25 protein-coding genes are annotated in these 23,189 nt (G+C 58.2%); 4 read left to right on the forward strand and 21 right to left on the reverse strand.

What is annotated here, in order from left to right:
• Positions 1–515 precede the first annotated feature (515 nt).
• Together CRO46_RS19885 and CRO46_RS18610 are read left to right on the forward strand one after the other, a co-directional pair.
• Positions 516–1,145 carry a hypothetical protein gene (locus CRO46_RS19885; RefSeq protein ID WP_143439070.1) on the forward strand — a complete coding sequence of 210 codons (630 nt, stop codon included), beginning with the start codon at positions 516–518 and terminating at the stop codon, positions 1,143–1,145.
• Between the two features lie 261 nt (positions 1,146–1,406).
• Complete coding sequence (locus tag CRO46_RS18610) at positions 1,407–1,637, forward strand: hypothetical protein (protein ID WP_097109296.1); 231 nt, start codon at positions 1,407–1,409, stop codon at positions 1,635–1,637.
• Between the two features lie 90 nt (positions 1,638–1,727).
• Here CRO46_RS18610 and CRO46_RS18615 read toward each other — a convergent pair whose 3' ends face one another.
• The 21 genes from CRO46_RS18615 to CRO46_RS18705 form a co-directional block, all read right to left on the reverse strand.
• Positions 1,728–1,916, reverse strand: coding sequence for a hypothetical protein (locus CRO46_RS18615; protein WP_097109297.1), 189 nt, complete (start codon positions 1,914–1,916; stop codon positions 1,728–1,730).
• Positions 1,913–3,166, reverse strand: coding sequence for a hypothetical protein (locus CRO46_RS18620; RefSeq protein WP_097109399.1), 1,254 nt, complete (start codon positions 3,164–3,166; stop codon positions 1,913–1,915). The genes CRO46_RS18615 and CRO46_RS18620 overlap by 4 nt, the downstream gene beginning before the upstream one ends.
• Positions 3,167–3,384: 218 nt before the next feature.
• Positions 3,385–5,610 (reverse strand): phage tail tape measure protein, encoded by a 2,226-nt coding sequence (locus tag CRO46_RS18625; RefSeq protein ID WP_097109298.1) that lies wholly within the window; start codon positions 5,608–5,610, stop codon positions 3,385–3,387.
• Between the two features lie 5 nt (positions 5,611–5,615).
• Positions 5,616–5,879 (reverse strand): hypothetical protein, encoded by a 264-nt coding sequence (locus tag CRO46_RS18630; protein ID WP_097109299.1) that lies wholly within the window; start codon positions 5,877–5,879, stop codon positions 5,616–5,618.
• 82 nt (positions 5,880–5,961) lie between these two features.
• Positions 5,962–6,204: a hypothetical protein gene (locus CRO46_RS18635; protein WP_097109300.1), complete on the reverse strand. Its 243-nt coding sequence runs from the start codon at positions 6,202–6,204 to the stop codon at positions 5,962–5,964.
• 144 nt (positions 6,205–6,348) lie between these two features.
• Positions 6,349–6,741, reverse strand: a complete 393-nt coding sequence (locus CRO46_RS18640; protein ID WP_097109301.1) for a hypothetical protein — start codon at positions 6,739–6,741, stop codon at positions 6,349–6,351.
• Positions 6,742–6,759: 18 nt separating this feature from the next.
• A complete protein-coding gene (locus CRO46_RS18645) occupies positions 6,760–7,392 on the reverse strand; it encodes a hypothetical protein (RefSeq protein ID WP_097109302.1) in 633 nt (210 codons plus the stop codon).
• Between the two features lie 5 nt (positions 7,393–7,397).
• Positions 7,398–9,182 carry a phage portal protein gene (locus CRO46_RS18650; protein ID WP_097109303.1) on the reverse strand — a complete coding sequence of 595 codons (1,785 nt, stop codon included), beginning with the start codon at positions 9,180–9,182 and terminating at the stop codon, positions 7,398–7,400.
• A 16-nt stretch (positions 9,183–9,198) separates the two neighbouring features.
• Positions 9,199–11,025, reverse strand: a complete 1,827-nt coding sequence (locus CRO46_RS18655) for a phage terminase large subunit family protein (protein WP_097109304.1) — start codon at positions 11,023–11,025, stop codon at positions 9,199–9,201.
• Positions 11,009–11,533 carry a hypothetical protein gene (locus tag CRO46_RS18660; protein ID WP_097109305.1) on the reverse strand — a complete coding sequence of 175 codons (525 nt, stop codon included), beginning with the start codon at positions 11,531–11,533 and terminating at the stop codon, positions 11,009–11,011. Before CRO46_RS18660 ends, CRO46_RS18655 begins: the two co-directional genes overlap by 17 nt.
• A gap of 245 nt (positions 11,534–11,778) precedes the next feature.
• The gene (locus CRO46_RS18665; RefSeq protein ID WP_097109306.1) at positions 11,779–12,174 is read right to left on the reverse strand and encodes a hypothetical protein; all 396 of its coding nucleotides are present in this window, start codon (positions 12,172–12,174) and stop codon (positions 11,779–11,781) included.
• Entirely contained in the window at positions 12,158–12,709 is a 552-nt protein-coding gene (locus tag CRO46_RS18670; RefSeq protein WP_097109307.1) for a hypothetical protein, read from the reverse strand. Before CRO46_RS18670 ends, CRO46_RS18665 begins: the two co-directional genes overlap by 17 nt.
• Positions 12,710–12,736: 27 nt before the next feature.
• Complete coding sequence (locus CRO46_RS18675) at positions 12,737–13,273, reverse strand: hypothetical protein (RefSeq protein WP_097109308.1); 537 nt, start codon at positions 13,271–13,273, stop codon at positions 12,737–12,739.
• Positions 13,274–13,283: 10 nt separating this feature from the next.
• Entirely contained in the window at positions 13,284–13,499 is a 216-nt protein-coding gene (locus CRO46_RS18680) for a hypothetical protein (RefSeq protein WP_097109309.1), read from the reverse strand.
• An 87-nt stretch (positions 13,500–13,586) separates the two neighbouring features.
• Positions 13,587–13,709 carry a hypothetical protein gene (locus CRO46_RS20275; RefSeq protein ID WP_280176275.1) on the reverse strand — a complete coding sequence of 41 codons (123 nt, stop codon included), beginning with the start codon at positions 13,707–13,709 and terminating at the stop codon, positions 13,587–13,589.
• Positions 13,709–14,437, reverse strand: a complete 729-nt coding sequence (locus CRO46_RS18685) for a hypothetical protein (protein WP_143439071.1) — start codon at positions 14,435–14,437, stop codon at positions 13,709–13,711. The genes CRO46_RS20275 and CRO46_RS18685 overlap by 1 nt, the downstream gene beginning before the upstream one ends.
• A 654-nt stretch (positions 14,438–15,091) precedes the next feature.
• Complete coding sequence (locus CRO46_RS18690; RefSeq protein ID WP_097109311.1) at positions 15,092–16,759, reverse strand: DUF3987 domain-containing protein; 1,668 nt, start codon at positions 16,757–16,759, stop codon at positions 15,092–15,094.
• A 17-nt stretch (positions 16,760–16,776) separates the two neighbouring features.
• Complete coding sequence (locus tag CRO46_RS18695; protein ID WP_179759119.1) at positions 16,777–17,841, reverse strand: DUF7146 domain-containing protein; 1,065 nt, start codon at positions 17,839–17,841, stop codon at positions 16,777–16,779.
• 4 nt (positions 17,842–17,845) lie between these two features.
• On the reverse strand, positions 17,846–18,058 hold the full coding sequence (locus CRO46_RS20025; RefSeq protein ID WP_179759120.1) for a hypothetical protein: 213 nt from the start codon (positions 18,056–18,058) through the stop codon (positions 17,846–17,848).
• 233 nt (positions 18,059–18,291) lie between these two features.
• Entirely contained in the window at positions 18,292–18,525 is a 234-nt protein-coding gene (locus tag CRO46_RS18700; RefSeq protein WP_097109313.1) for a hypothetical protein, read from the reverse strand.
• Positions 18,526–18,810: 285 nt separating this feature from the next.
• Positions 18,811–20,031, reverse strand: a complete 1,221-nt coding sequence (locus CRO46_RS18705) for a tyrosine-type recombinase/integrase (protein ID WP_097109314.1) — start codon at positions 20,029–20,031, stop codon at positions 18,811–18,813.
• Between the two features lie 826 nt (positions 20,032–20,857).
• Here CRO46_RS18705 and CRO46_RS18710 point away from each other — a divergent pair.
• Both CRO46_RS18710 and CRO46_RS18715 read left to right on the forward strand, forming a co-directional pair.
• Positions 20,858–21,343: a DUF421 domain-containing protein gene (locus CRO46_RS18710; RefSeq protein WP_179759121.1), complete on the forward strand. Its 486-nt coding sequence runs from the start codon at positions 20,858–20,860 to the stop codon at positions 21,341–21,343.
• 321 nt (positions 21,344–21,664) lie between these two features.
• Positions 21,665–23,182, forward strand: coding sequence for an ArnT family glycosyltransferase (locus CRO46_RS18715; RefSeq protein ID WP_210421545.1), 1,518 nt, complete (start codon positions 21,665–21,667; stop codon positions 23,180–23,182).
• Positions 23,183–23,189: the final 7 nt, after the last annotated feature.

Below are 23,189 nucleotides of genomic sequence, written 5' to 3' on the forward strand. Positions count from 1 at the left end.
TAATGCGGCACCCAATTGTATTTTTTGACACGGAATAACGTGAAAGCGTGTCAACAAATAAATATAACTACCGCTCGCACATTTTTATTACCAATGAACGCCAGTAATCACCCGACCCCATTTGCGGGGCCGGGATTGATCGGAGAAGCCAACATGGGGACAATAGGGGCGGTAGGGGGCAATCTCAACAGAATGCCATATAGCGAATAGGCTGAGGCACTGCATTATCAGCGGTTATCGCGGAATAAACGGCGGGGTCATACGTTCACGCTTGGCTGGGGCGCTTTGGGATCAGGATACTTCCGCCCGGTTTGGGCGCTTAACGAGATTGCGGCGTAGGCGCTGTCAGCCCATAGCAGCCGTCCATACAGATCGCAGCGAACAACGGCTTCGAGCCCAAACTTACAGAGCTATCGCGGTGCTGCAAACGGCAGCTTACAGAAATCGATCTGGTTGTCTCATAAACGACATGCTTTCTAGTCTTTGGTATTGGGTATTCTAATCGGAACAACGTTATGCCCATGATTCAATGCAGTGACGGAACTCACCTAGAAGCTGGCGAGGACGAATATGTGCAATTTCGAGATTGGCTGGCAGTAGATTCCGATCTTGCTCAGCGAATTTCAGAACTATTCTGGTTGGACATGTTTGTTGGTTACAAACGTTCGTCACTCGATTGTCGATCTGTGTTGGAGACGGTCAAGAACCTTGAAAAAGGTGAGCCGAAAAACGGCGTAAGACCAGCTTCAGAATTCACACGTCCGCCTTTGAAAGGTCTTTGGCATAAGCACCATTACTCCGGTCCATATCTACCAATGAACGTTGCGAATAATCTCCCAGACGAAATGCTTAAAGAGTTGGTCGAGAACCTAAAAACAGAGGACATTTCGCCAGAAGAGCAGAACAGAAGATGTCTAGGCGAAGCGATGAAACTTGTGAAGCACTCTCTTGCGGACCGAAGCGCTGATCAAAGGTTGACCGGGGAGTGGATAATCTTCGCAAAATCAGATGCAGGAAATTTGTACCTTTCTCTCGGCTACCACAAAATTGGACGCCCCGCGAAGGGCAGAGATGAATTCTTGATTGGAAGAATTAGAGAACACTGCGTGAATGAATTTCCTAATATACTCAGACTTAAAGAGTAAGTCGAATCCTATGCCACTGTGGCGAGCTTTTTAGTGACAGCGGACGTTCGGCTTCCAAATCTGAAGGTCAGCTAGGTCCGCATAGCCGCCATCTGTTGTCTCTGCGTCGAACGGCAGCTTCCCGCCATTTCCAGACTTGGCCTACGCCTCAAAATGAGAGAGCACGACGCTCCATCTGGAAACCCAACTCCGCGCCCTTTGACCCCATCCGCAAATCAGCTATCTAGAACACGGGACGGGACAACCTCAACAGGATGCCTCATGACGAAAAGACCAAAGCGCCACCCTGGCCTTACCGATGCTCAAACCGCCGCCCTGATTGCCAGCGTCGCCAATCTGCACAATGATCTTGTGCCGCTCATGGCGGCGCTCAAACCGCAATGCCCCGACTATCTGGCGATCATAGAACTGAGCGCTGCGCTAGCGCGTGTGGTCAGGGAGACGACCGGCGACGATCCGCCTTGGATGGCGGCGCGGGTTTGGCGGGGTTGATGTGCATGGGCGATGATCATTTACAGATGCATCGCGTATGCAGCCTACAGATACCGAGCGGCGCAACAACCGGTTGGGCGCTAAACAAACCTATTGCGCTTCGCCGCCAACACCAATGTCCAGTTTTCCAGCGTCCAGCTTTTCGAATATCTGTCGCACCGCCGTTTCGCTGCGCTCAGACACCGATTTTCGTCTCCGGTCAGGAAGCAAAAAATCAAGCATTTCATACGACATCTCATGCTTACTTTCTTTATAGAAATCTTCCATGGCTTCACTCATGTCGATGAACCTCCGTACTTTCTTGTGCGCCTCGAATTGAAATCCTGATTAATCTCTAAATCAAAATAATGCTTGCGTTTAATCCAAACAAAACCATCAGATTTTGAAATTACGGCTACATCCACCGGGCCGCCGACCGACTCGATCTTTGAATCTATTTTCCTACGAAGAGAGGTAATTTCCACCAATGCTTCAGCCATAGCCGCCATCTCTTCCTTCGGCAGAGATGAAACGACCCTCAACATCGGTTTTATCACCTCTTCAATGCGCATTTTCTTAAATTCGTCCATTAGCCCCTTGACTAGAACTTTGTTGTCTGACTCTTGCCTTGCGCGCTCAACCATTCGATCTTTTTCCTGAACGTATTCATCGACAATCCTTTTACTTTTCTCATTCAATATGCCCAAGGTTGTGCCGTGTATAAAATCCAAGTAGTCCAATTGCATACCCTCCATGAACAGGTACGCAATGTCTGACTGCGCAAATGGAATAACAACAGAAGCCTTATTTTCCTCTTTGTTGAGATTATGAGTACTCGTTACCCACGACCTGACATCTTGCCCATATTTTCCATCAACTACTATCTCCTCAAGGCTAGGAAAAATCTCTTTGTCGCCGTAGCCTGCAAAGACAACCCCTGTCTCGAATGATGAAATGTACTGACGCCTAGATCTCTCGTAGCATAATGTAATCATCTTTGAATGCATGGTTGAGGTCACATGTATTTTTGCAAGCTCCACCATGAATGATTTAATCATTTTTGAGTACAATCTAGCAAAGGCATCCCTACCATATTTGTCATTAATTATTGGCAGGTCCTTGGCATTTTCAATTTGTAATTCTACTGAATCCAGAAAAGATTTTCTTTTCTTTAGTCCTCCTGAGATGGTATCTATATGCTCGCAGCAGTCTACAATACTATTAACAAAGCATGTCATTAAGTTGAGGTTATTTAGATTTTTGCTAGGTCCAGAAAAATCAGATAAAAAATCGACAAAATCCTCCCTGAGTTCATAAAGGTAGTCAAATATTCTTTCTCTAATTTTTGCTCTATAAGCCTTAATTACAATTTCCCACGGTACGCCGCAGTAATCTCCCGAATTCCATATCATTATTCCGACATCATTGTTTATTGAAACAGAAAATAATTTATTGGTATTCTTCCATACGCGCTCTTTTCCGACAGTGACTGCGCTATCAGCAGCCAGTGCAACGGCTGAACGGGTAAGGATGGCGATTTCCGCGGTCATTTTCTTCCCAGTCAGCGGCGGCTGCTCGGCGGGGACCATGTCACGTTGAGCTTGTAGTAAGCTTCAGCGAAAAGATACCCCTTTGATTCCGCCGCTTCTCCCTTGTTGCGCCTATAATAATCCACCATTCGTTGATTCTTCTCCGTATGGCAATTCTCCTACGCTTAGCCCAATCACCACCAATGGGGGGCGAGGCACAAGCCCCGCCCCTTCCCGGATCAATCCGACCCTAGTTCTTGAACGCCTGTATCCCCGGCGCGGGCAACGCCCGACGCGCTGGTCTTGCTGCCGGTCACTTGCCCGCCGCTCACGCGGACGCTGGTATCCACCCTGACGATGCCGCCCTTGCTGAGTGCCGCCTCGATGCTGGCAGCCCGCGCGTCAATGCTCGCGGCAATCGCGGTCATTGCCGCCTCAGCGCCAGACGGGCCGCTGGCAACCGGCGCTGTCGGCTGCGCCACGACCGCCGCTGCCGTTGCCGGTGCGGGAATGCCGCCATTGATCGCGGGAAGGTCAGCCGCCGGGATCGTCGGCGCGATGCTCGCCGCCGCCTTCGCCTCCGGTGCCGCCGCATTGGCAGCATCGGCATTCAGCCAATCATCGAGCGCCGCCGGGCGCGCCCATGCCGGGATCAATTCAGCAACGGCTTTCAGGTTGGCGACAACTTCACCCATGATGGCGTCAAAGATGCCGCCGAACAGGTTGGCGAACCAATCCTTGATGCCGGTGAAGGCCGCCTTGACACCCTCGACAATATTGGTGCCGAGTTCGGTTGCCTTGGCAATCACGCCATCCAGCACTTCCGGCGGGACAATCATCGTGACCAGATCGTAAGCCCAATCGCCAAGCGCCTCAGCGGCCTTGCTGGCGATACTGCCGACTTCGGCGGCGATCTGCCCGGCAAAGTCCGAAACCGCGCTCACGGCGCTGGAAAAGCCGCTGGTGATGCTATGCCAAATGCTCGCAAAGAAGTCGCTAATCGGACCCCGCCGCCGGATGATCGCTCCCGCACCGATGGCGAGAAGCGCGACACCCGTGACGATGGCGGCAATCGGGGCTGCCGCTGCCGCCGCTGCGGTGCCGACCGCTGCCAGTGCTGCGCCGATACCGCCTGCGCTGGACAGCATGGCAAAGCCGACCATAGCGCCACGGAGCGCCACGCCGACACGGGCTGCTACCGGTGCCAGTACGGCGAAGCCGGTGGTAACGGTGCGGGTTGCGGCAGCGATACCGCTGAGAGCAAAGCCGACCGGGGATAGCGCCGCCACACCGAGGACTGCGAAAGCTGACCACTGCCTTTGGCCCTCGGAAAGTCCATTGAAGAAGTCGGCAGCGCGACCCGTCAACTCGGCGAACTTCTCGATTGCGGGTGTGAAGGCTTCCGCCAAACTTGCGCCCGCTGCCCTCACGGAATTGATGGAGTTGGTCAACCGCTGAGACATGGTTGCGTTGACCGATGCAACCTCCTTGTCGATGCTACCAGCCGCGCCGCCTTCGCGGAGTTTCTTCTCCCGCTCGGCAACCTTCTCAAGATCATTGAGGACGGCAAGATGCGCGGCGACACCCTCTTTGCCGAACAGTTGCGTCAGGGTGGTTTGCTGCAACTCCTTCGGGAGTTCCGCAACCTTTTTCAGCACCTCCATATATGTCCGGTCGCCATCGACCATCATGGCCTTTTGCACCTTTTCAGCGTCAAGGCCGAGTTGCCTGTATGCGGCAATCTGCGATTTGGTCGCCGTCTGTCCCGCTTGCAAAGCAAGGGTCGCATTTTTCAGCGCGGTTGCGGCGACTTCCGGTTCGACCGCGACCGTCATCTGAGTGTTGATCGCCGTCAGGGCGGTGGTGTCGAAGTTCGCACCCTTGCTGTATGCCGCCGCGCGGGCGTTGGCTTCGATCACGCGGGCCGCTGTGGTGGCCTCTGCATCTGCGGCATAGTTCACCTCGTCAGCGTACCGTTGCACTTCCGCAATCGTCAGGCCATAGGCTGAGCGGATTTTGGCGAGGGAGTTCGCGCTTTCCTCTGCGCTCATATCCATTGCAGTCGCGGTCTTGGCGGCAAGCACGGTGAACGGCAGCGCGTCAACTGCATCGACACCGCTGGTCAGGGCTTGCGAGTAGATCGCGCTGAGGGTGCCAAGGTCTTTGCCTGTCGCTTGGATTTCCTTCCGCAACTCGGCTTGCCCGGCGCGGGCTTCATCGTATCCGAGTTTTTTGATGGCTCCAGCGAGATTTTTTTCATATGTGATGAGATCACGAGATGCGGCGACGATTGTGCCCGCTGCGGCGGCGCTTGCGGCTGCTGTCTTGTGAGCAAACCGGGCGGCCCCGGTTTCAAAGCGGGCAAGCGTGCCATGAAGGCCGCTGGCGCTTTGCGCGACGGATCGGAAGGCCGCTAAGGTGCTATCCGTCGCCGTCAATTTAATTGCTGCGGTGAATTTTGTCATTCATTTCAGTCCTTTCTAAAATACAGGATTGCCCCGCGCACGATGCGCGCCAGATCGGTTTCGCCGTGCCCGACTTGCAATGCGTTGGTGACGACACTCAGAGCGTGCGCCTTGTCTGCGGCGGTGCGGGGTGTGGTGTTTGCGAGCGTGGTTTCGATGGCGTGGGCGCGGTGCCATAGCGCCGTTGCGGCGTCGTCATCCATTGTGATGGCTATGCGCTCCATAAGGCGGGCGTGGCGGCGGGCGAGCTTTGAGATTTCTGATTGCATCGCGTCCCCATGCTGGTTGCGGGCAACAAAAAAGGCCCGCCGGGTGGCGAGCCTTGAAGGCAAATGCGGGGCATTTGGTTGGCTAGAAGGTAGCGCGGATCATCGAGCTATACGGCTCGATCTGCAAAGCCGTCATGGCGCGCTCAGCGGTTTCCAAAATGGCCCGGCGCTCGTCTGCGGTGCGGGGCTTGGCTGTGCTAAGGCGATCCTCGATCCGCGACACCTCAGCCACAATGCCGTCGCGGATGGCGTCCGTAACGGCATGTTCCGCCGCTTTGAGCAAGTCCGAATGGCGGTTTGCCTCTTTGATAATGTTGATGTGCATTTCATGGCTCCTATTGGGTGTCAACGCTCACAGTACAGTGAAAATATTGTACAAAAACAAGCCGTTAAATCGGCAAGCTAGCGGCGTCTTTCTTGCTGAATTGGTAAAGCATCGGCCCTTGCGTTACCGAACTGGCCAACCGGCCTATTTCGCATGGCGGCGGCGCATATTGTCGATGAGCGAATTGCCGGTCGCCAGTGATGCGGTGTTTTCGACTAGCGCAGGGTTGCCGTGCTTATCAACGCCGAGCGCCTTGCCGTGCATGGCCGCCATTTGCGAAAGAAGCGCCTTTTCGTCGGCAGCCTCCGCGTTGGCAACCGCCGCCGGGCTGCCGGGCACGCTGGCGTCCAATTGCAGGTCGCTCAGTGTGGCGGCGGTCCAGTCGGCGGTCATGGCGGCAACCATGCGCGCATCGGCAATCTTCATGCGGCCTTCATCGAGCGCGGCGGAGATGGTTTCAACCTGCCCGGCGTTGTGCCCGGCGGCGATGGCTTCGGCGTGGAAACGTTTGGCGAGTTTGGTTTTGAGGTTCTTCATAGGGTGTTCCTTTCGGGATCAAAGATAGGGGTTGAAGCGGATCGCGCGGCGGGTGCGCGGGGTATTGGATGGTGTGACTGCGGCGTCTCCGTTGGCGGCGCGGCACTCAGCCTCAAGCCGGGCGATTTCCTTCGCCAGTTCGGCAAGATCGCCTTTCTGGAATGTCACGTCCCGTCCGCCCGGCGCGGTCACGCGACTGACCGCCTGCCCTGAAAGCAATTCCCACCGCGCCTTTTTCAGCACGGCGAGCAGCGCGCAAGGATCATCGGCGGGCACGCCAAGCGCCGTCACGCCTGCCGCGTCGGCCTCGTGTTGCGCTGTTGCATGGCTGACAATCCGATTGTTACTCGCGCCGCTCATAGCAATCACCGTCACGCCGTCCAGCGTGGCGGCGGCGGCGATAATGCCGACATCGGCGATGGTGCCGGTTACGCTCAAATCAAGCGTTGCCGCGATGCTGGCAAACGCCAGCGTTTCCGGCGCGCTGCCTGTGACGGTGCCGGTGATTGACGCCGTCTCCACAGCCAGCGTGTCACTATCAATCCGCGTGACGCGTCCTGTGACTGTGCTGTCAGCTTCATTGATGAAGCCCGACGCCATGATGGTCAGCGGCCCGTCCAATCCGCTAATTTCAAAGTTGCGATTTGCCATTTCTGTTACTCCTGCGCCGCTGCAAGCGCGGCTTCAAGGTCCGCCCTTTCGGCGTTCCATTTGTTTATTGCGGCCTTGTGTGCGGCGTCCCTCGCCCGGCGGGCCTTGGCGTCCTCAGCCCTGCCGGTCCGCACCCGCTGCGGCTGGTTTGCCTCAAGCTGTTCAAGGCGCTCGACGGCTGCGGTGAAATCCATTGCTTCGCCGCTGGCGAGCGTGACTTGCGGGGTAGCGCGGGCCGGTGCTGCCGGTGCCGCCTTCGGGTCCGCGACATGCGGGTCAGGCAAACCAAGGTTTGACGCCATTTCCTTCTCACGGGCGCGCTGAGCGAGAACGTCTTGCCAATCAAGGCCGAGGGCTTCGCATTCGGTTGCAAGGCTCGTGGTGCCGGTTTCAAGCCGCTTGGCGGCGGCGGAAGCCGATTTGTTCTCATCCGCCTGCGGCATTGACGGGCCGCGCCACTCGCAACGCGTCCATGCGGGCCGCATCGCCAGAAACGCAAGATACCCCCCGGGCACGGGCACGGTGCCGTCGAGGATCGCGTTTTCCAGCCATGCTTCAAACACAAGCTGGCAAAACCGCCCGATGATGCCCCGGCGCTGCAAAACAATCGGCCAATTGACCGCCGTTTCCATCCGCACACTGGAATAAGTCGCCCCGCTGTAATCGCCGGTCGCTGCCGAATACCCGATGCCAAGGGCGCGCGCGCTTTCCAGCTTCAACAACCGGGCAAACGTGCCAAGGTCGCCGGGATCGGTTGTCGGAGACTTGAAATCAACCTGCTCGCCGGGCAGCGCATGGATGACGTTCGGCAGCCCTTTGAGGCTGTTCTGGCGGTACCAGCCAACTTTTGTGGCGGTGTATGCGTCCATCGCGGTTTGATCGACATCGCCATGCGAGAACATCTGCATGACTTCCTCGCTTGTGGCGTTTGATGTCACCACGGCGGCGAGGACGGTTTGCAGAATGCTTGTCGCCAGCGTGGCGTCTGCGAGCTTGCCGTATTGGAAGTGCGGCTTGAGCGCCGCCGTCAGCGGCGACAAACCGCGCCACTGTACCGGCGCGACGTGATCATAAAGCAACGCGCTCAGCGGGCGACCCGACCGGCTGCGAAACGGCACAAACCGGGCGGAAAAGTCTTCCATGCCGGTTGCCGGATCACGGTCGCGGATGCGCACGCCGACCGGCTCACCGCCTGCAAACCGCAACCCGTGCCGGTCGCTCTCATCAATCCCGTTTTCGGCGAGCCGGTGCGCGTCGAGAAGTGAAACCTTTGCCGAGAACAAGTTGCCTGTGCGGCGTTTCGTCGGGAACGTGGCGAGGATTTCACCGGGTCCGAAATAGGCTCGCCCGGCGGTGCGCTGCATCTGACCAAAACTCCGCGACCCGGCGGCGTCACACTCGCGGGGATCGGAAGCCCAAAGCGCGAACAGGCGTTCGACGCGCCGCGCCCAAGCGTCCGCCTCCCGCTGCGTCATGCCAGTCAGTTCAATGACCGGCTGGACATTCGGGCGCAAGCCGGTGCCGACTATCTGCCCCAAAGCAACGTCAACCGCGCCGCCGAGGTCACTGTCAAACAGGGCGCGAACCGCGCGGGCGTTGGTCAGCGGCGCGGCGTCCATCACTGCATCGCCGGTATCGCGGAAAATACCGTCGATGTGCGCCGTCTCAATGCCACCTGCAAAGCTACCTGCCGGGATTTCCGGCCCGCGTGACAGGTTCGCGCCCGGCGTTACCACGGCTTCACCACCGCCGCCGCCCATGCCGAGCGCGGCCTTCATACGTTCAAACATTTTTGGATTTCCTTATTTACAGATTGCCGAGCGCGGCGAGATTGTCTTGCCAGCTTGGCTTTTTGCATTTTGCGGGTTCGGCGGTGGCGATTGCCTGTTCACGTTGCCGATCCCAATTCACGCGGGGTTTCAGGAAGTGCCAGACGGCGAGCGCATAGCCCGCGCAATCAAGCGCTTCGTTGCGTTTCTTGACCTGCTCAAACGCAATGACCGGGCGGCCCGCTTTCATCCGCACCACGCGGCGCTCAGCGGTCAACTGGTCAAACCAATCGCCGTCCAGACGGTCTGAAAACCGCATCGCGCCCGCCTCACCTTCCGGCTTGCTGTAAGCCCGGATGACTTCGGTCTTCACGGTATCGACGCCGATGATCGCGAGGCGCGCTTTGCCCTTGGACTTGCGCGGCAGATCGAAAGGCAATCGCCCCGTGCCGCCCATGCCCTTGATCGCATACCAATGCCGCCGCCAATGCGGCCCGGCGAAGTTGATCACCGCCGCCATCGTGCCGCCATCGCCAGCGTCCAGCGCCGCGCCCATGATAGGCAGCTTGCCGCCGCCGGGGTGCGGGAATGTGCGTTTCAGATCGTCTTGCAGATCGCGCCAGACTTCATCTTGCAGCGGATCGCCCCACAAGACTGTATGGTCGATAATGACCGGCACGCCGTTCTCGGTGTGACCCATGATGGTGCGCTCAAGGCGGTCACGCTGCACGTCAACACCGGCTGTCAGCGCCAGCACTTCCGGCGGCAAGTCATCCTCACCGAACGGCTCCCGGCGGGCCTCAAGGCTTGCCGGATCGATGTCACCATCAGACTGCTCGCGCCACGTCTCGCCGAGAACGGTGTTGACGAACGCTTGCAGCAAGGCGGTGTCCTGTTTGGCTTTTAGGAACTCCCGCACAAGCGTCGGCCATCGCGCAGAAGGCAAAAGGCTGGCAAGGCTGTTGATATGAAACCCGGCGTGCCCTTTGACTTCCGGCGCTGTCGCGTGCCAGCGGCCATGCAACACCATTTCCAGCTTATCGGCTTCGCTGTGGATGCCGCCGCATGACGGGCAAACCACGTGAGCCGTGTCTGGATCGCCATCCGTCCAGCGCATATCACCCCACTGGATTTGCCAGTGTTCGCCGCAATGCTGGCAAGGCACTTGCCAAACCCGTTTGTCCGATTGATCGTAAAGCGCCGTGATCCCGCACGTCAGTTCATCGGTCGGCGTCGAGCAAGCAACAATCAGGCGGTTCGGAAACGATGCGGTTCGCATGGTGGCGAGCGCCATCGGGTCGCCTTCAACCGTGGTTCCGAAAGCGGAAACCTCGTCTGCGAAAAGCACGCGGGCGGTGACGGCTCGCAAGTTTGCAGGCGCGTTCGCGCCGACCAGCCGCAAGGTTGATCCGCCGGGTATGTAGCGGGTCAACAGGTTGGATCGGTTTTCAGTATCGTTGCGCTGATAGGCCAGCATCCCGGCAAGCATCGGCGAGGCATCAAACAGGCGTTCAAGCGCAACAGCAAAGGTCCGCGCATCGCTCTCACGCGGCAACACACAAAGCACCGGGCAAGGATCGTTCTCAATGAAATGCGCGACCGCCGCTTGAATGACGGTGGACATGCCAAGGCGGGCCGATTTTTTGAACGTCACCCGCTCAATTCCCGGCTCCGTCATGATGTCCAGCATCGCCTTTTGGTAGGGCAGCAGTTTCATGCGGCCCGGCGTTGCTGTCAGCGTCTCGTCAAGGTGTATGGTCTGCTCAGCAAAGGTTGACGGCGGGACATTTGGCGGCGGCCTAAGCGCCCCGAAAAATCCGTGCATCGCCTTCGCAAGCGCATCTGTTTCAATCACTGCGGGCATTCTCGACCGCCTCTCTGACTTCTTCGGCGTGCGCTTGATCCGCGCCGTTGTCGGCCAATGCGGTCAGCGCCTCCACGATTTCTTCTTTGACGATTGCCGCCGCTTCCGGGCCGAGGTTGAGCCGCTGCGCAAGGCGGGATGAAAGGGACAGCATGGATGCCCGGATCACGCGCCCGGCGGCGTTCCATCGCGTCTCGATCTTGTCGGCGAAGATCAATGTCCCCTGCATCCGTGCAGCAATCATTTGCGCCTTGGCGGCGTCGGCTTTGGCCTTCGCCAGCTTCGCCGTCATCATTTCTTCGGGCAGGTTGCGGCCCGCCGCCTGCTCCCGAATGTGCGCCGTGTACTCGTTGACGGCGGCGATCATCGGGTATTCCCTTGCGCCTTCCGGGCGGGTTATGATGCCGCGCCCATTCAAGTCTCTGATCTTCGCTTCAGATATGCCGAGCAGGATGGCGAGCGCGCCCGGCCCGATGGTCGATTGACCATCCGGTGTTATTCGCGGCATTGCGCTATCCCCTTGTTATTCTGTGGATTTTTGCCTATGTTTCGGACAGGCTTTCCCGGCGGCTCCGACCGCAACCCCGTTCGCAAAATCTGTCATTTAGCCAGAAATCGGGGGCTGCGTTCCCCGCAAGCAGTAAAACCCTAGTAAGGTACCTACTGCGCCGGGGTCGCGTGATGTATAGTTGCGGCAATCTTGATGATCGTTGCATCATTTACGTTTGCCACAACTGATTTTGTAATTACAATTTACAAAGCCTCACCTGAAAGCAACTGCAAGTAAAATTTCAAACGTCCTTCACCATCGGGATTTATAGCTTTGACACGGTATCGGTGCCCGGTTTTATGCCTGAACAATTGATCACCGCGTTTGATCGGAAGCGTGAGGCTGCGAAGGTCAATGCTGAGCCAATGCGCCGCGCCGATGGCGTCCAGCTTTTTGTCGCCGGGGCGCGCATCCTCCCCGGCCTCGCGGTCTTGCTGCTCGATAAAAACGCAATAGACCGTTTGATCCCGCCGGGAGGTGTCGGGCCGGGGGCGGCTATTTGCGCCGCTGATCAAGGCTTGCAGGGTCACAAGTTCCGCAAAGACCCGATCCAAAGCAACGCTGGCGCGGGCTTCGGCGCGATCAAACAAACTCGCCATTGTCCGCGCTCCAAGGGTGCACCGACGCCGCCGGATCATTGCCAAGGCGCGCCCGGTGCGGGTCAGTCGGCGTGTCCTCAGCCCATACCTCTACAGGATCGGCGGCGTGATCGAAGGCGGTTGCCTTGTCAACAAACCATGGAACCCTCTCGCCAGCGCCCGCCGCGATTATTTCGGCGGCGACCGTTACCGGAACCCACTCGGCCCGACTGGAAAGCCGGATCAAATCGCGCTGGTTCGCCAGCGTTGGCGCAGTGCCGATTGTGTATGTCGATGCAGTGACGCGACGGCTTGCTGCGATCCTGACGCTATCACCGAATGCGCTGGCGTCTTCAAGCGCCAGATCGGTAATCGTGACCGGCGCGGGCTTGTCGCCAGCCCACCCGGCGGGCACTTCCAGTTCACGCGTTGCGTGCCCGGCATTGACCAGCGCCCTACCGATGGCGGGCGGCGCACGCTCGATGTCGCCAGCGGGCAGCGTTGTGTTGAAGCTGCCTATCTGGATAACCAGCGGCGCAAGAGTGCGGATAAGCATTCGTGTTCCTTTCAAGAAAAAGGCGGCTTAAGCCGCCATGTCGTCGTCGGTGCTGTCCCCAACCTGTTTCGAGGCCGGGAGGGGTGCCCATCCGAGTTCCAAATGCGGGGCGCGGGTGGCGTCGCTGAAATAGTGATAGTTGCGGACGCCGAGCGGGGCGAGGTGCGCAATCTTCGCCTTGCGGGCCAACTTGTGGACTTCCGGCGAGAGCCAAACAGGGTGGTTCGGCGAAAACCGTCCGAGATCCTCGAACGCGCCGAACCCGGCGGGCTTGCCGGGGGTGTGGTACTTCACCGAGGCCCGGCGGCTCAAAAAGCAAAGGCGCATCCCGTCGCGGTCGGTGCTGAGTTCGTCCAGCGAAAAACCGGAAAGCTCGACCATAGGGCGGCGCTCGTTATCTCCATTTACCTTTGCCCGCCAGTCGTCGCTCGCAGCTTGAGCGTCGAGCAGCGCCCGGCGCACGGCTGATGTCACTTGGCGATGTTCGCCGGGCTTGAATTCGATGGTGTGGCGATCATCGATGATGATCCGAACCGGTGATAGAATTGTAACAGTGTCTCTCATTTTCTCTCTCTCAGTGCAGTTCGGTGCTGACGGGCGGATATGTGCCGCAAACAACTTCGCGGCCATCATCATCAACACCGATCACCGGCAGCCCTTGCCGTTCCAGCATGGCGCGGATGACGGGCAGCGGGGTTTCCTCGGCACGCCAGATACGGCGAAGCTCAGCGATGGCAATCGGGATTTCGACGTTCCCGTCAGGGTTGGTGCGTTCAAGCATGTAGTTCATTTCGATTTCCTCAGATTAGAATGGCAGCAAGCGCGATAAGGGGGAGTGCAGCAAACGCGCCTATGGCGGCGGCTACGAAATTGGCGATCATAGCAGCACCACCAAAACGATGATTGCCATGATGCTGAAAGGCATCACGCGCCATGCGAAGTTGTGCGACCCCTTCTCTATGCGCTCAAGCGCCCGGTCGATCTTCTTGAGTTTGCTCATCACGCGGCCTCCATCATCCGGGCGGCGGTTGTGAAGATCAGGCGATTGCCCTCATAAAGCTGCCCCTCGCGGGAGACATGCAGCGGCGATTGGCGAAACCACGTCAGGTTTCGGACGTTGCCGGGCAACGGCTGCCGCTCAAAATCGTTGATCGCGACCACGGCAGCCCCGCTGTCCAGCGCCAGCATATGAAGCTGATCGGCGGCTTCGGCGAGGCTGTCACCGACCGCCGAGGTGCGGGCAAACAGGATCAGTTCGCCGGGCTTGGCAACCATCAGCGCCTTCTCGATGAAGTCCCAATTCAAGGCGCGGTGCGGAAGCTCGTGCGTTTGCAGGCCGCGTGTCTCGCGGATCATACCCCAACGCCGCCCGGCTTGTTTGTGGACGCCGGTTGCGATCATTTCGTTCTCGCGGAGGTCATCGTAAATGTAGTGCAGCGCCGACACGGGGATAAACGGCAGCGCCGGTTCCTCGATCCGCTGGTTGATGGTGTCCAGCGCCCCGGCGGCAATGATTTCCTTTGCGGTCCAATCGCCGCTCACGATCACGGCTTCGCCCGGCTTGATCACCGGCCTGCGGCGCATTCCGATATTTTCAAATTCTTCGCTCATTGATGTTCCTGCTTTCATCGCGCGCAAACACGGCTTCGCTCCCCGGCGGCGCGCGGTGCGCCGGGTGCCGATCTGGATTGTTTGGGATGGTGCAAATGAAAAACCCGCCAGCGGCATTGCCGGGCGGGTTACGCATTTATTGCATTGTGGACTGCGTACCACATTGGTGTGTCAATGTCAAGCCCCGAATGGTAGTTTGACAAAAAAAGTTGGGCGCTTAGAGCCGTTTGTTCGCGTAGCGCCTGAGAAGCCCGTCAGGCGCGATCTTGCGCCGGGTGGTGTTTGCGGGCCGGGGTTGTTACAGATCGCTGTAAGTGGAGCGGTGCCGCGCGGACAGGGATCATCATCTTGACCAGCGCCCCATATTGATCAGATTGCCCGCCGCCCGGCTGCGCATGTTCCGGGGCGGGGTGTGGTTTGGTGGTTGATTTTGGGATTTTGCACATTTGCACACATTCTTCGGGGTGCGCATAGGTAATGCAAATTATAGGTTGCATTTCAGGCTATATCTACTCCAAATACAATAAATAGCTGTATTAAGATTTTACTGAACAATCTGTGCAAACGCGGGGAATGTGTGCAAATGTGCAAAACTGCCATTTCACCACGCCAAACCCTTATTTATCAATAGGTTAACCACCGAATATTTTGCACACGCCGTTGCACAACGGTGTGCAACGTGTGCAAAACGATGTGCAAAACCGGTGCCGTTTGCACACTTTGCACACCGTTGCACACTTCGGTGTGCAAAAATCCGGGGCTGTCGGCCATCTAATCAACCTCGGTCAGCGACCATTCCTGTTTGCCGCTTGGCTGCTTTCCAACCGCCAACCGGCCACGCTCCACAAGGTACGGGAGAACGGTCTCAAGAACATACTCCGTCTCGCCTTCGGCGGGAGCGCCCTTGAGGTCGCGGAGAACGTGGATACGTTTCAGGCCGCCCCACGTAAAGCGACCATGATACTCAGGCGGCAAGCTAGCGCCCGGCGTGCGGTCACGGCCCCGCTCTCGCGCATAGGCGTCCTTCATCTTTTTCAGCGTCTTCATGGCGTCACGGTGTTGCGCCGTATCGATAGCGCCGACCAAAACACTCCGCCATTGCTGAAACGAATACCACGCCACCTCAAGACCGGCGCGGAAGTCATCGATCGTTATCGGGTGATCGCACTTCATCCCCATGATCGGCCCCGCCTGCCCGTTCATGTTCAGGTGGACATACTGCCCGCTTTGGATGAAGCGAACGATGCCAGCAATCCGTGCTGCGTTTTGGATTACGCGGGAGACAATATCGCCGTAAGCGCACAAATCGCGCCCTTCCTCCTGCCGGTCCTCAATTGCCTGCGCAACTTCCTTCGCTTTCTCTCGCGCCTCGTCACTCCATTCGATAATGCATGGTCTTAGCTGGAAACCGGTGCTATCCGTCGCGGATGGCGCTTCAAAGATCGCGCCAAGCCGGTTCGCAAACTCGGTGATCGGCAGTGTCATTTCATAGGATGCCGACATATCCCGCTTGCCACGCATTGAAGGCGGGACCGCCAAAAGCATACGCGGGAAGAAGCCTTGCGCCATATCGCCCCGCCTGCGGAGTTCCGGCACAATCACTTCCGGCTGACCGGCGAGCATCAAAGTCAAGCGGCGATCGATCAAATCAGTCTCACCGCCCTTAACTGTGCTGTAGGTGTAGGAGCCGCCACCCCATAGGGTTGTGTAGACGCTCCGCGTTCGGTTGCGCTGTTCTGCGGTCATGCTGTAGCCGGAAAAGAAAGCCCCTGCCTCATCGTTTGCTAGGATCATTGACGGGCGGTTTCTGTGCAAACCCATGATCAGCGCCTCAAGCGTAGCGTCGGATACCTCGCCGCTCGCCATCCACGGCATAGGATCGGTAAAGGCTTCGTCTTCCGGTACCGTCTCGCCACGGGCGCGGCGTTGCGCCTCATTGTGGTCGGCAAGTTCTTTTGCCGCCTTCCAGATTTTCCGCTGGTGGCGCAACTCATCCGCCTTGCTTTTGACCTGCTCGCGGATCGGCCCCATGAACAAACCAAAGACTTCGGATTTTCCCGCCGCTGTCTCGCCAAGCGTCATCGAATAGAGCGACGTGACATCATCCTTGTGCCCTCTATAGTGGCGGACATTGGCGTGGGCTTGGACGCAAAACGCGGCGGTTGTCAGCGCCACCATGCCCGCCATCGCGGTTGAGGTCTGCGTCATCTGTGCTGCATCGTGGATCGCATCGGCCATGATCGGCGGAAGATATTCGATAGGAAACCTGTCAGTCTCATCAATAATCGGCAGTTCTATTGTGTCATGGATGCATTTTTTCCCCTGCTCCGAAACATTAACCCCCTGCAACGCGACAACATGTCCCGCACCAGCAAGCAACTGTGCCCGGATATTCTGGCCGGTTTCGTTGTTTTCACTTGACACTTGACTATTATTCATTTATTATGCCTTTGCTTTCATTTGATATGCCCCGCTTTCGGCGGGGCTTTTTCTTGCCCGCATCCCGTCAGAGCATCGTTTGCATCTTTGAAACCTTGCGGCGGGCCATAAACGCTCCAAAACTTGCCAGCGTCGGCATACCGGCCCGCCATCATCGCGGCGGCGTCCAATCCGGCCTCATCCATGTCCGCCATGATCACGGCATTCTCGACACCTTGCATGGCTGGCAAGGTGCGCATGGTTCCGGCTGACAAGGTGGCAATCACCTTCGGCGGCAACGCCCCAATCAAGGCCGGTGTGCTGAGGGTGGTTTCAATCCCCTCTGCGAAACATGCCGCCGACCCCGGCTCATCCCGCAACCGCACGACAGCGCCCCGCGCCGTACCGAGCATACGCTTTTCCCTCGCGCCCTTGCCGCTGCCATCCGGTGCGAGGTGGGTCCGATGGATGCCGGTAAATTCGCCGGTCAGCGCGTCCGTCATCGCGGCGACCATGGCCGGATAGGTTCCGCCGTCGTCCATCGGACATGCCGGAGTGAACCGCACCGCGTGGCCGGTGCCGAGCCACGGGTGCCAGCACCGCCGGGCAGTAAGGTACACTTGCGCCAAGGTGCCTCCGGGCGGCGCTGAGGCTTGCCAGATCGCCCATGCTGCATCCACCCGCGCCGCGCGCTCTCGCGCAATCTCGGCGTCTTGCAGGGCGGCGAGCGCGGCCATTTCGGCGCGGCGGCGAGCAAGGTCGTCGGCGTCGATTGCGCCATCACCAACCCCGCACCGATTGGCGATCCAGTCGCACGCGGCGGGGAAGCTGAGGCCCAATTGCCGGGCGGCAAGGTCGATGATGCTGCCACCCTCGCCCGCTTCATGGTCGCACCAGACGCCAGCCGTCGCGGGGCGAATGTCAACGCTGAGGCTACCACGCCGACCAAACCGAAGGCAGGTAGCGTTAGACATGCGGCGGTTCGGCTCGCCACACAATTCGGTTGCGATGTTGCGCGCAAACGGCGCGGCAATCATTTTCAAGTCGGCAGGGCTTATTCGCTCCGTTTCGGACGGCAGATCGGGGAGAGTTGGAAGCAACATGGTGTTACGCCCCGGCCCGTTCGGCCTCCGCTGCCGACCGATGCTTGCCTCGGCTTTCATGCCATGCGGTGAAGTCTGCGATATGAACCCACGCTTTACCGCCCTCAGCAAAGCGGGTTTCCTCAGGCATCTTGTCGAGGTTTTTGGTGTAGTAGGAATGGCTGACGCCCGCCCGCTCACAGACTTCAGCGCGGGTAAGGAATACTCTTTCGCTCATGGTGATTTCCCCATAAAAAAACCCGCCAACGGCGGGTGCCGGGCGGGTGCGGTTTCGTGCGATGCTATGCATCACCTTTCAAAAGGGTGCATTTTTGCAGCTAAGTGAATAGATGGTTTGGAGTGCCATACCCGCAAGAGGTGAGGTCCAAAAAAATACCCGACGCACCTCCCCCCCTTGAAGAAAGCGCGCCGGGCGCGGCGCTAGACGCAGACATGCCAGCGCCGGATTGATTAGCCGCGACCGGATGCGCGCTCATGCGCCATCGCCGCCTCGTATTCATCGACGCTGCGGAGCGCGCCTTTGAACTTCTGCCAGATCGCGATGTCGGCCTTGGCATACCGGAAGCCGCGACCGGTGCCGCGATGGCGGGGCGGGTATAGGTCTTTGTTCAAAGTGAGGTGGTTGGGGTGGACGCCAGCGAGGGCGGCGAACTCTTCGGTTGTCAGGTTGTCAGCTTCGGCCATTCGTTTTCTCCATGCAAAAGCCCGCCGGGCGGAAGCCAAGCGGGCACAAAAAAACCGCCACACGGGCGGTTGCTACAATTTTTTCAATGTTGCACCCCTTACCATCTGTATTGACACTTGTCAACCCCCGATTGGTAGTTTGACACTTTTCCGTGCGGGATTGTCAGGCTCTCGCGGCGGCTTACATAGTGATCAGGCTGCATTTCGCTCATGCCGCCTCTCCTAGTTGGTTGAGCGCCCCGGTTACTCCCTGCTTTCATCGCCGGGGCGCTCCCAATGATCCCCCTATCCCACGATCCGCCCAAGTTCAGCCGCCCATGCGTCCAGCGCCGCGCGCTTTTGCTCAATGTAATCGGCCCGGTTATAGACGCCAGCAACGCCAGCCTTTGCGCCTGATACGTGATTGAGGATCGCCTCCACGATATGCGGCTGCACTCCGATTTCGTTCATCCGGGTTGCGGCGGTGCGGCGGAGATCGTGCGGCGTCCATCTGTCGGCAACGCCCCGGCCCTCTTGCCATTTGCGGATTGTATTGCTGATTGTGTCATTGCCGATATGGGCGCGCTTCTCACCGCCATCCGTAGGGAATAGGTGATCGCCGTTGGTGGCAGCCATCGCCTCGCGGACAATCGCCAAGGCTGGCGCGGACAGCGGCACAATGTTCGGCTTTCCATTCTTCGCGCGCTCACGCGGCAACGCCCAGATTGCGGCAGTGGTGTCTATCTCGTCGCGCATCAGGCCCGCAACCTCATTTGACCGCTGACCCGTCAACACTATCAAGCGATAGATCGCCACGAGGCGCGGCCCTGCCGTCCAATTTGGAAACTCATTCCACAACGCGCTGATTTCAGCATTGGTCAGGACACGCTCGCGGTTCTCCATTGGCGTTGCATTCGGGTTGCGGCGCGGCAGCGGGTTGGCCTCAATATACCCCATGTCAGCACCCCAATTCAGGACTACCTTGAGGTAGCGGAAGATCGCCTCACCCATGCGCTGCGCACCTGAATTGATCTTCGCCTCGACCGGCTTTTGCAGGGTGCGCCGTGATAGCTCACTGAGCGGCGTCTCACCAATCAAAGACAACACGTCCTTGCGCATGGTGCGCTCAATGTCACGCCGGTTGCTGGCGCTTGTGCTTTTGAATTTTGAGCTTTGCAGGTACGCCTCGACCAGCTTGGCAAACGTGTCGGCGCGGGCCTCGTTGGCGGCTACAGTTTCGGCGCGGCGGCTATCGAGCGGATCAGCGCCCTCACCTATGTCTGCGCGCAACCTCGCCGCCTCAGTCCGCGCCTTGGCAAGCCCTACCCCCGGATACGCGCCGATCTTGTAGCGCTTGCGTTTGCCATCCTTCGGGCCGGTGTAATTCAAGAACCAAGCTTTCGAGCCTGACTTGCCGACCATGATGCTAAGCCCCTTGTGGCCCGGCGCGGCGTCGAAATATTCGATCTGCTTCGGCTGAGGCTGCACACTGGCAAGCCATCTGTCGCTAATTTTCTGCATTGGCATGGCGGGGGTTAGTCTCCGTGCATTGGGTCCTCTCAATGCACGGAATATGCGTATCTTGCGGGTATGTCAAATATCAGCCAGTATCACCATATACCGCGCAAAATATTGATTACATAGTATTATTATCTATCAGACTTTTGATTTCATTATCAAAAAATCGCCCTATAAATTTTCTTTTAATCAGTAGGTCCAGGGTTCGAACCCCTGCGCTCTCACCACGAAATCAATGACGTAGCAGCTATTCCTGCCTCTATCAGCGCGATTGGTGAGCGCATAGTAAGCAACTGCGCGAGATTTCAGCCACGGTCTTAGCAAAAGCACAATCACACACATCCTGGGCCTGGCTGGTATAGGCCAGGTGTTGGCATTTCCGGCAACGGAAGTATGACCAGCGATAGAAAACCAAGCAGCGTCTATCGCAACGAGGGCAGCAAAAACCGTCTTACTCCGCCTAATGGCTGGGCAGCCCGCTCTATCGAAATATGCTCGTTAACAGGCGTCCAGTCACCTCCCGCTGGTCGCGTCCGACATCCTGCAGCGTCCGAAACGGATTCGCCGGGCGTCTGTGGTACTTGCTGTATCCTCTGGCATGGCGAGCCAGCATAGGAACATGCAGGCGTCATTTGTCGCGTACCCAATTGATGGCTCAAAGGGGGCGAGAACTGTCAGACTGCCCTCCGAATGGCCATGCGGCAAAGCGGACAGCGGCCTGCACGGCATGTTGCGGCACTCTCTGCCCGCAGCCGGTTTTCCCAGGGTCGGTAGCCGGCCGGGAGGTGGCGGACTATCCTTTGATGCCAAACGCCGGTCAAAAAAGGAACGCCCTATGAATTTTCCGGACTTGTTGGGGGACACCTCCACAGATCTCACCGCTTTACAGCTCGCCTTGCGTGCAGCCGTGGTCTTTTGTTTCGCGGTTGGCTTGTTTCGACTGCTGCCTCGAAAATCTTTAGCCAACACTTCGGTAATTGATGTGGTGCTCACAGTACTGATTGGTTCGAGTTTGAGCCGCACTTTAACGGGGAATGCCCCCATGTGGCCAGTCATGGTGGGCTGTCTTACCCTCGCAGGGCTTTGGGTTGCTATGGGCTGGCTTGCGATTCACAACGACCTGGTTTCTCGTATCGTGAAAGGACGTCCACTCGAAGTCATACGAGATGGCAACGTCGACGAAGCGGTCCTCCGCCGTGCGCAAATGGGGCGCCGCGATCTTGAACAAAAGCTCCGTGGGCAGGGTTTTGCACGGGTTCAAGACGTGCCACGCGCATATATCGAGCGGAATGGCTCGGTTTCGGTTGTGTCGAAGGAATGAGTTCCAAACCTGTCTCTGTCTCGGCGGCTAGAACTGCAATGTATCGCGCGAGTTACGGTTAAAAGAACGGCTCCATGAACTTACGCCCGCACCTCTCGGAATTGTTGCTTGGGTCAAACGATACGATGATTTGCGCAGCGCGCTCGACGCGTATGCTCCCGGATCTTGCGGATCTCTCCCGTGGCCGGTCATCCAAGTCCTTCCAGCACGTTCGAGCTGCCATAGCCCCCTGCGTCGATTGAGCGGAATCATATGTTCGGCCTCATCGAGATGTTCTAGGGTCCGAATCGTTTGCATGTGTGAAAAGGAACGAGACTGAAAATGGCAGCGATAGAGCCTGAGGCAACCGGCTTTGAGCCCGAGAGTGCTGTGCGGAAGATGTCGGGTTTTTCACTCAAGCCCGCCGAACGCCGGGCCTTGCTGACGATCCTCTGCGCATTGCTGGCTGTGCGCATCCTGGCCATGTTCTGGTATCCTTTCGTCGACTCGACAGAAGCCCGATACGCAGAGATCGCGCGCAAGATGCTGGAGACGGGTGACTGGATAACCCCTCAGTTCGACTACGGCGTCCCGTTCTGGGGCAAGCCGCCATTGCACACATGGATGTCCGCGCTTGGCATGAAGATATTCGGGGTAAGCCATTTTGGCGCCCGGTTCCTCTTCTTGATTGCATCACTTGGCCTGTTGGCTGTCTGCTACGTCTGGGTCCGCAAGCTGCGCGGCCACGACCTGGCCCTGGTCGCCATCGCCGTCATGGCATCAGCCGGATTGTTTTACGGGGCTTCGGCATTTGTGGTCACCGACATGGCAATGGTGCTCGGAACGACCATGAGCATGGCCGGGTTCTACGCCTGTCTCGCTGACAAATCCTCTCACCGCGTATGGGGCTATCTGTTCTTTGCCGGCCTGGCAGTGGGCCTTTTGGCAAAGGGGCCGGTCGCGGTGGTGTTGACGGGGATTCCGATTTTCCTCTGGGTCGTCATCGGCAATCGCTGGCGGCAGCTGCTGCGTCTTCCATGGATTACCGGGACGCTGCTGACGGGTCTGATCGCCCTGCCCTGGTATCTGCTGGCCGAAGCGAAGACGCCAGGCTTTCTCAACTACTTCATCATCGGAGAACACTACAAGAGGTTCCTGGAAACCGGCTGGCAGGGTGATTTGTACGGCTCGGCTCACGCGCGTGCAAAGGGGATGATCTGGGTCTATGGCTTCATTGCATTCCTGCCCTGGGTCCTGTTCGCTCCCGCACTGGCGACGAGAGGCAGGCAGGTGCTGGAGATCTTCCGCAAGGATCGAACCGGTTGGCACAGCTACCTGCTGGCCTGGACCCTGTCACCCTTGATTCTGTTTACGCCGGCTGCCAACATTCTTCCCGCCTATGTTCTGCCCGGAATTCCCGCCGCTGCAATCCTGCTGGTATCTGTCTGGGCTGGGATCTTCGGACAACCGGGCCGGAAGACGCGTGCGTGGGTGGCAGTGTCCATGATCGGTGTGGCGGTTGTTGTTTTCGGCCTGACGACGGTGGCCTTCTTCTTCCCCAACACCCTCAATGTCAGATCGGAACGGGAGCTGGTGCAAAAGGCGCTGGAAACCTCTCCTGACATCGCGATCAATTACTGGGGTGATCGCAGCTACTCCGCCGAGTTTTATACGCAAGGCCGCCTGCGTTACATTGCGGATTCAGCCACGCTCGAGGCCTTGAAGTCGAATGATGTCCGGGATGCCCTCGCGGTCTACAGCCACGACATACCGCGCCTGAAAGACCGGCTGGAGGCTGGCTTTGTCGATCTCGGCCGCTTCAACCGGCGTCACTTGTTCGTTGAACCGCCATTGCAATAGGAACGCG

The sequence above is a fragment of the Parahoeflea halophila genome, from assembly GCF_900220985.1.
Taxonomy (GTDB): Bacteria; Pseudomonadota; Alphaproteobacteria; order Rhizobiales; family Rhizobiaceae; genus Hoeflea; species Hoeflea halophila.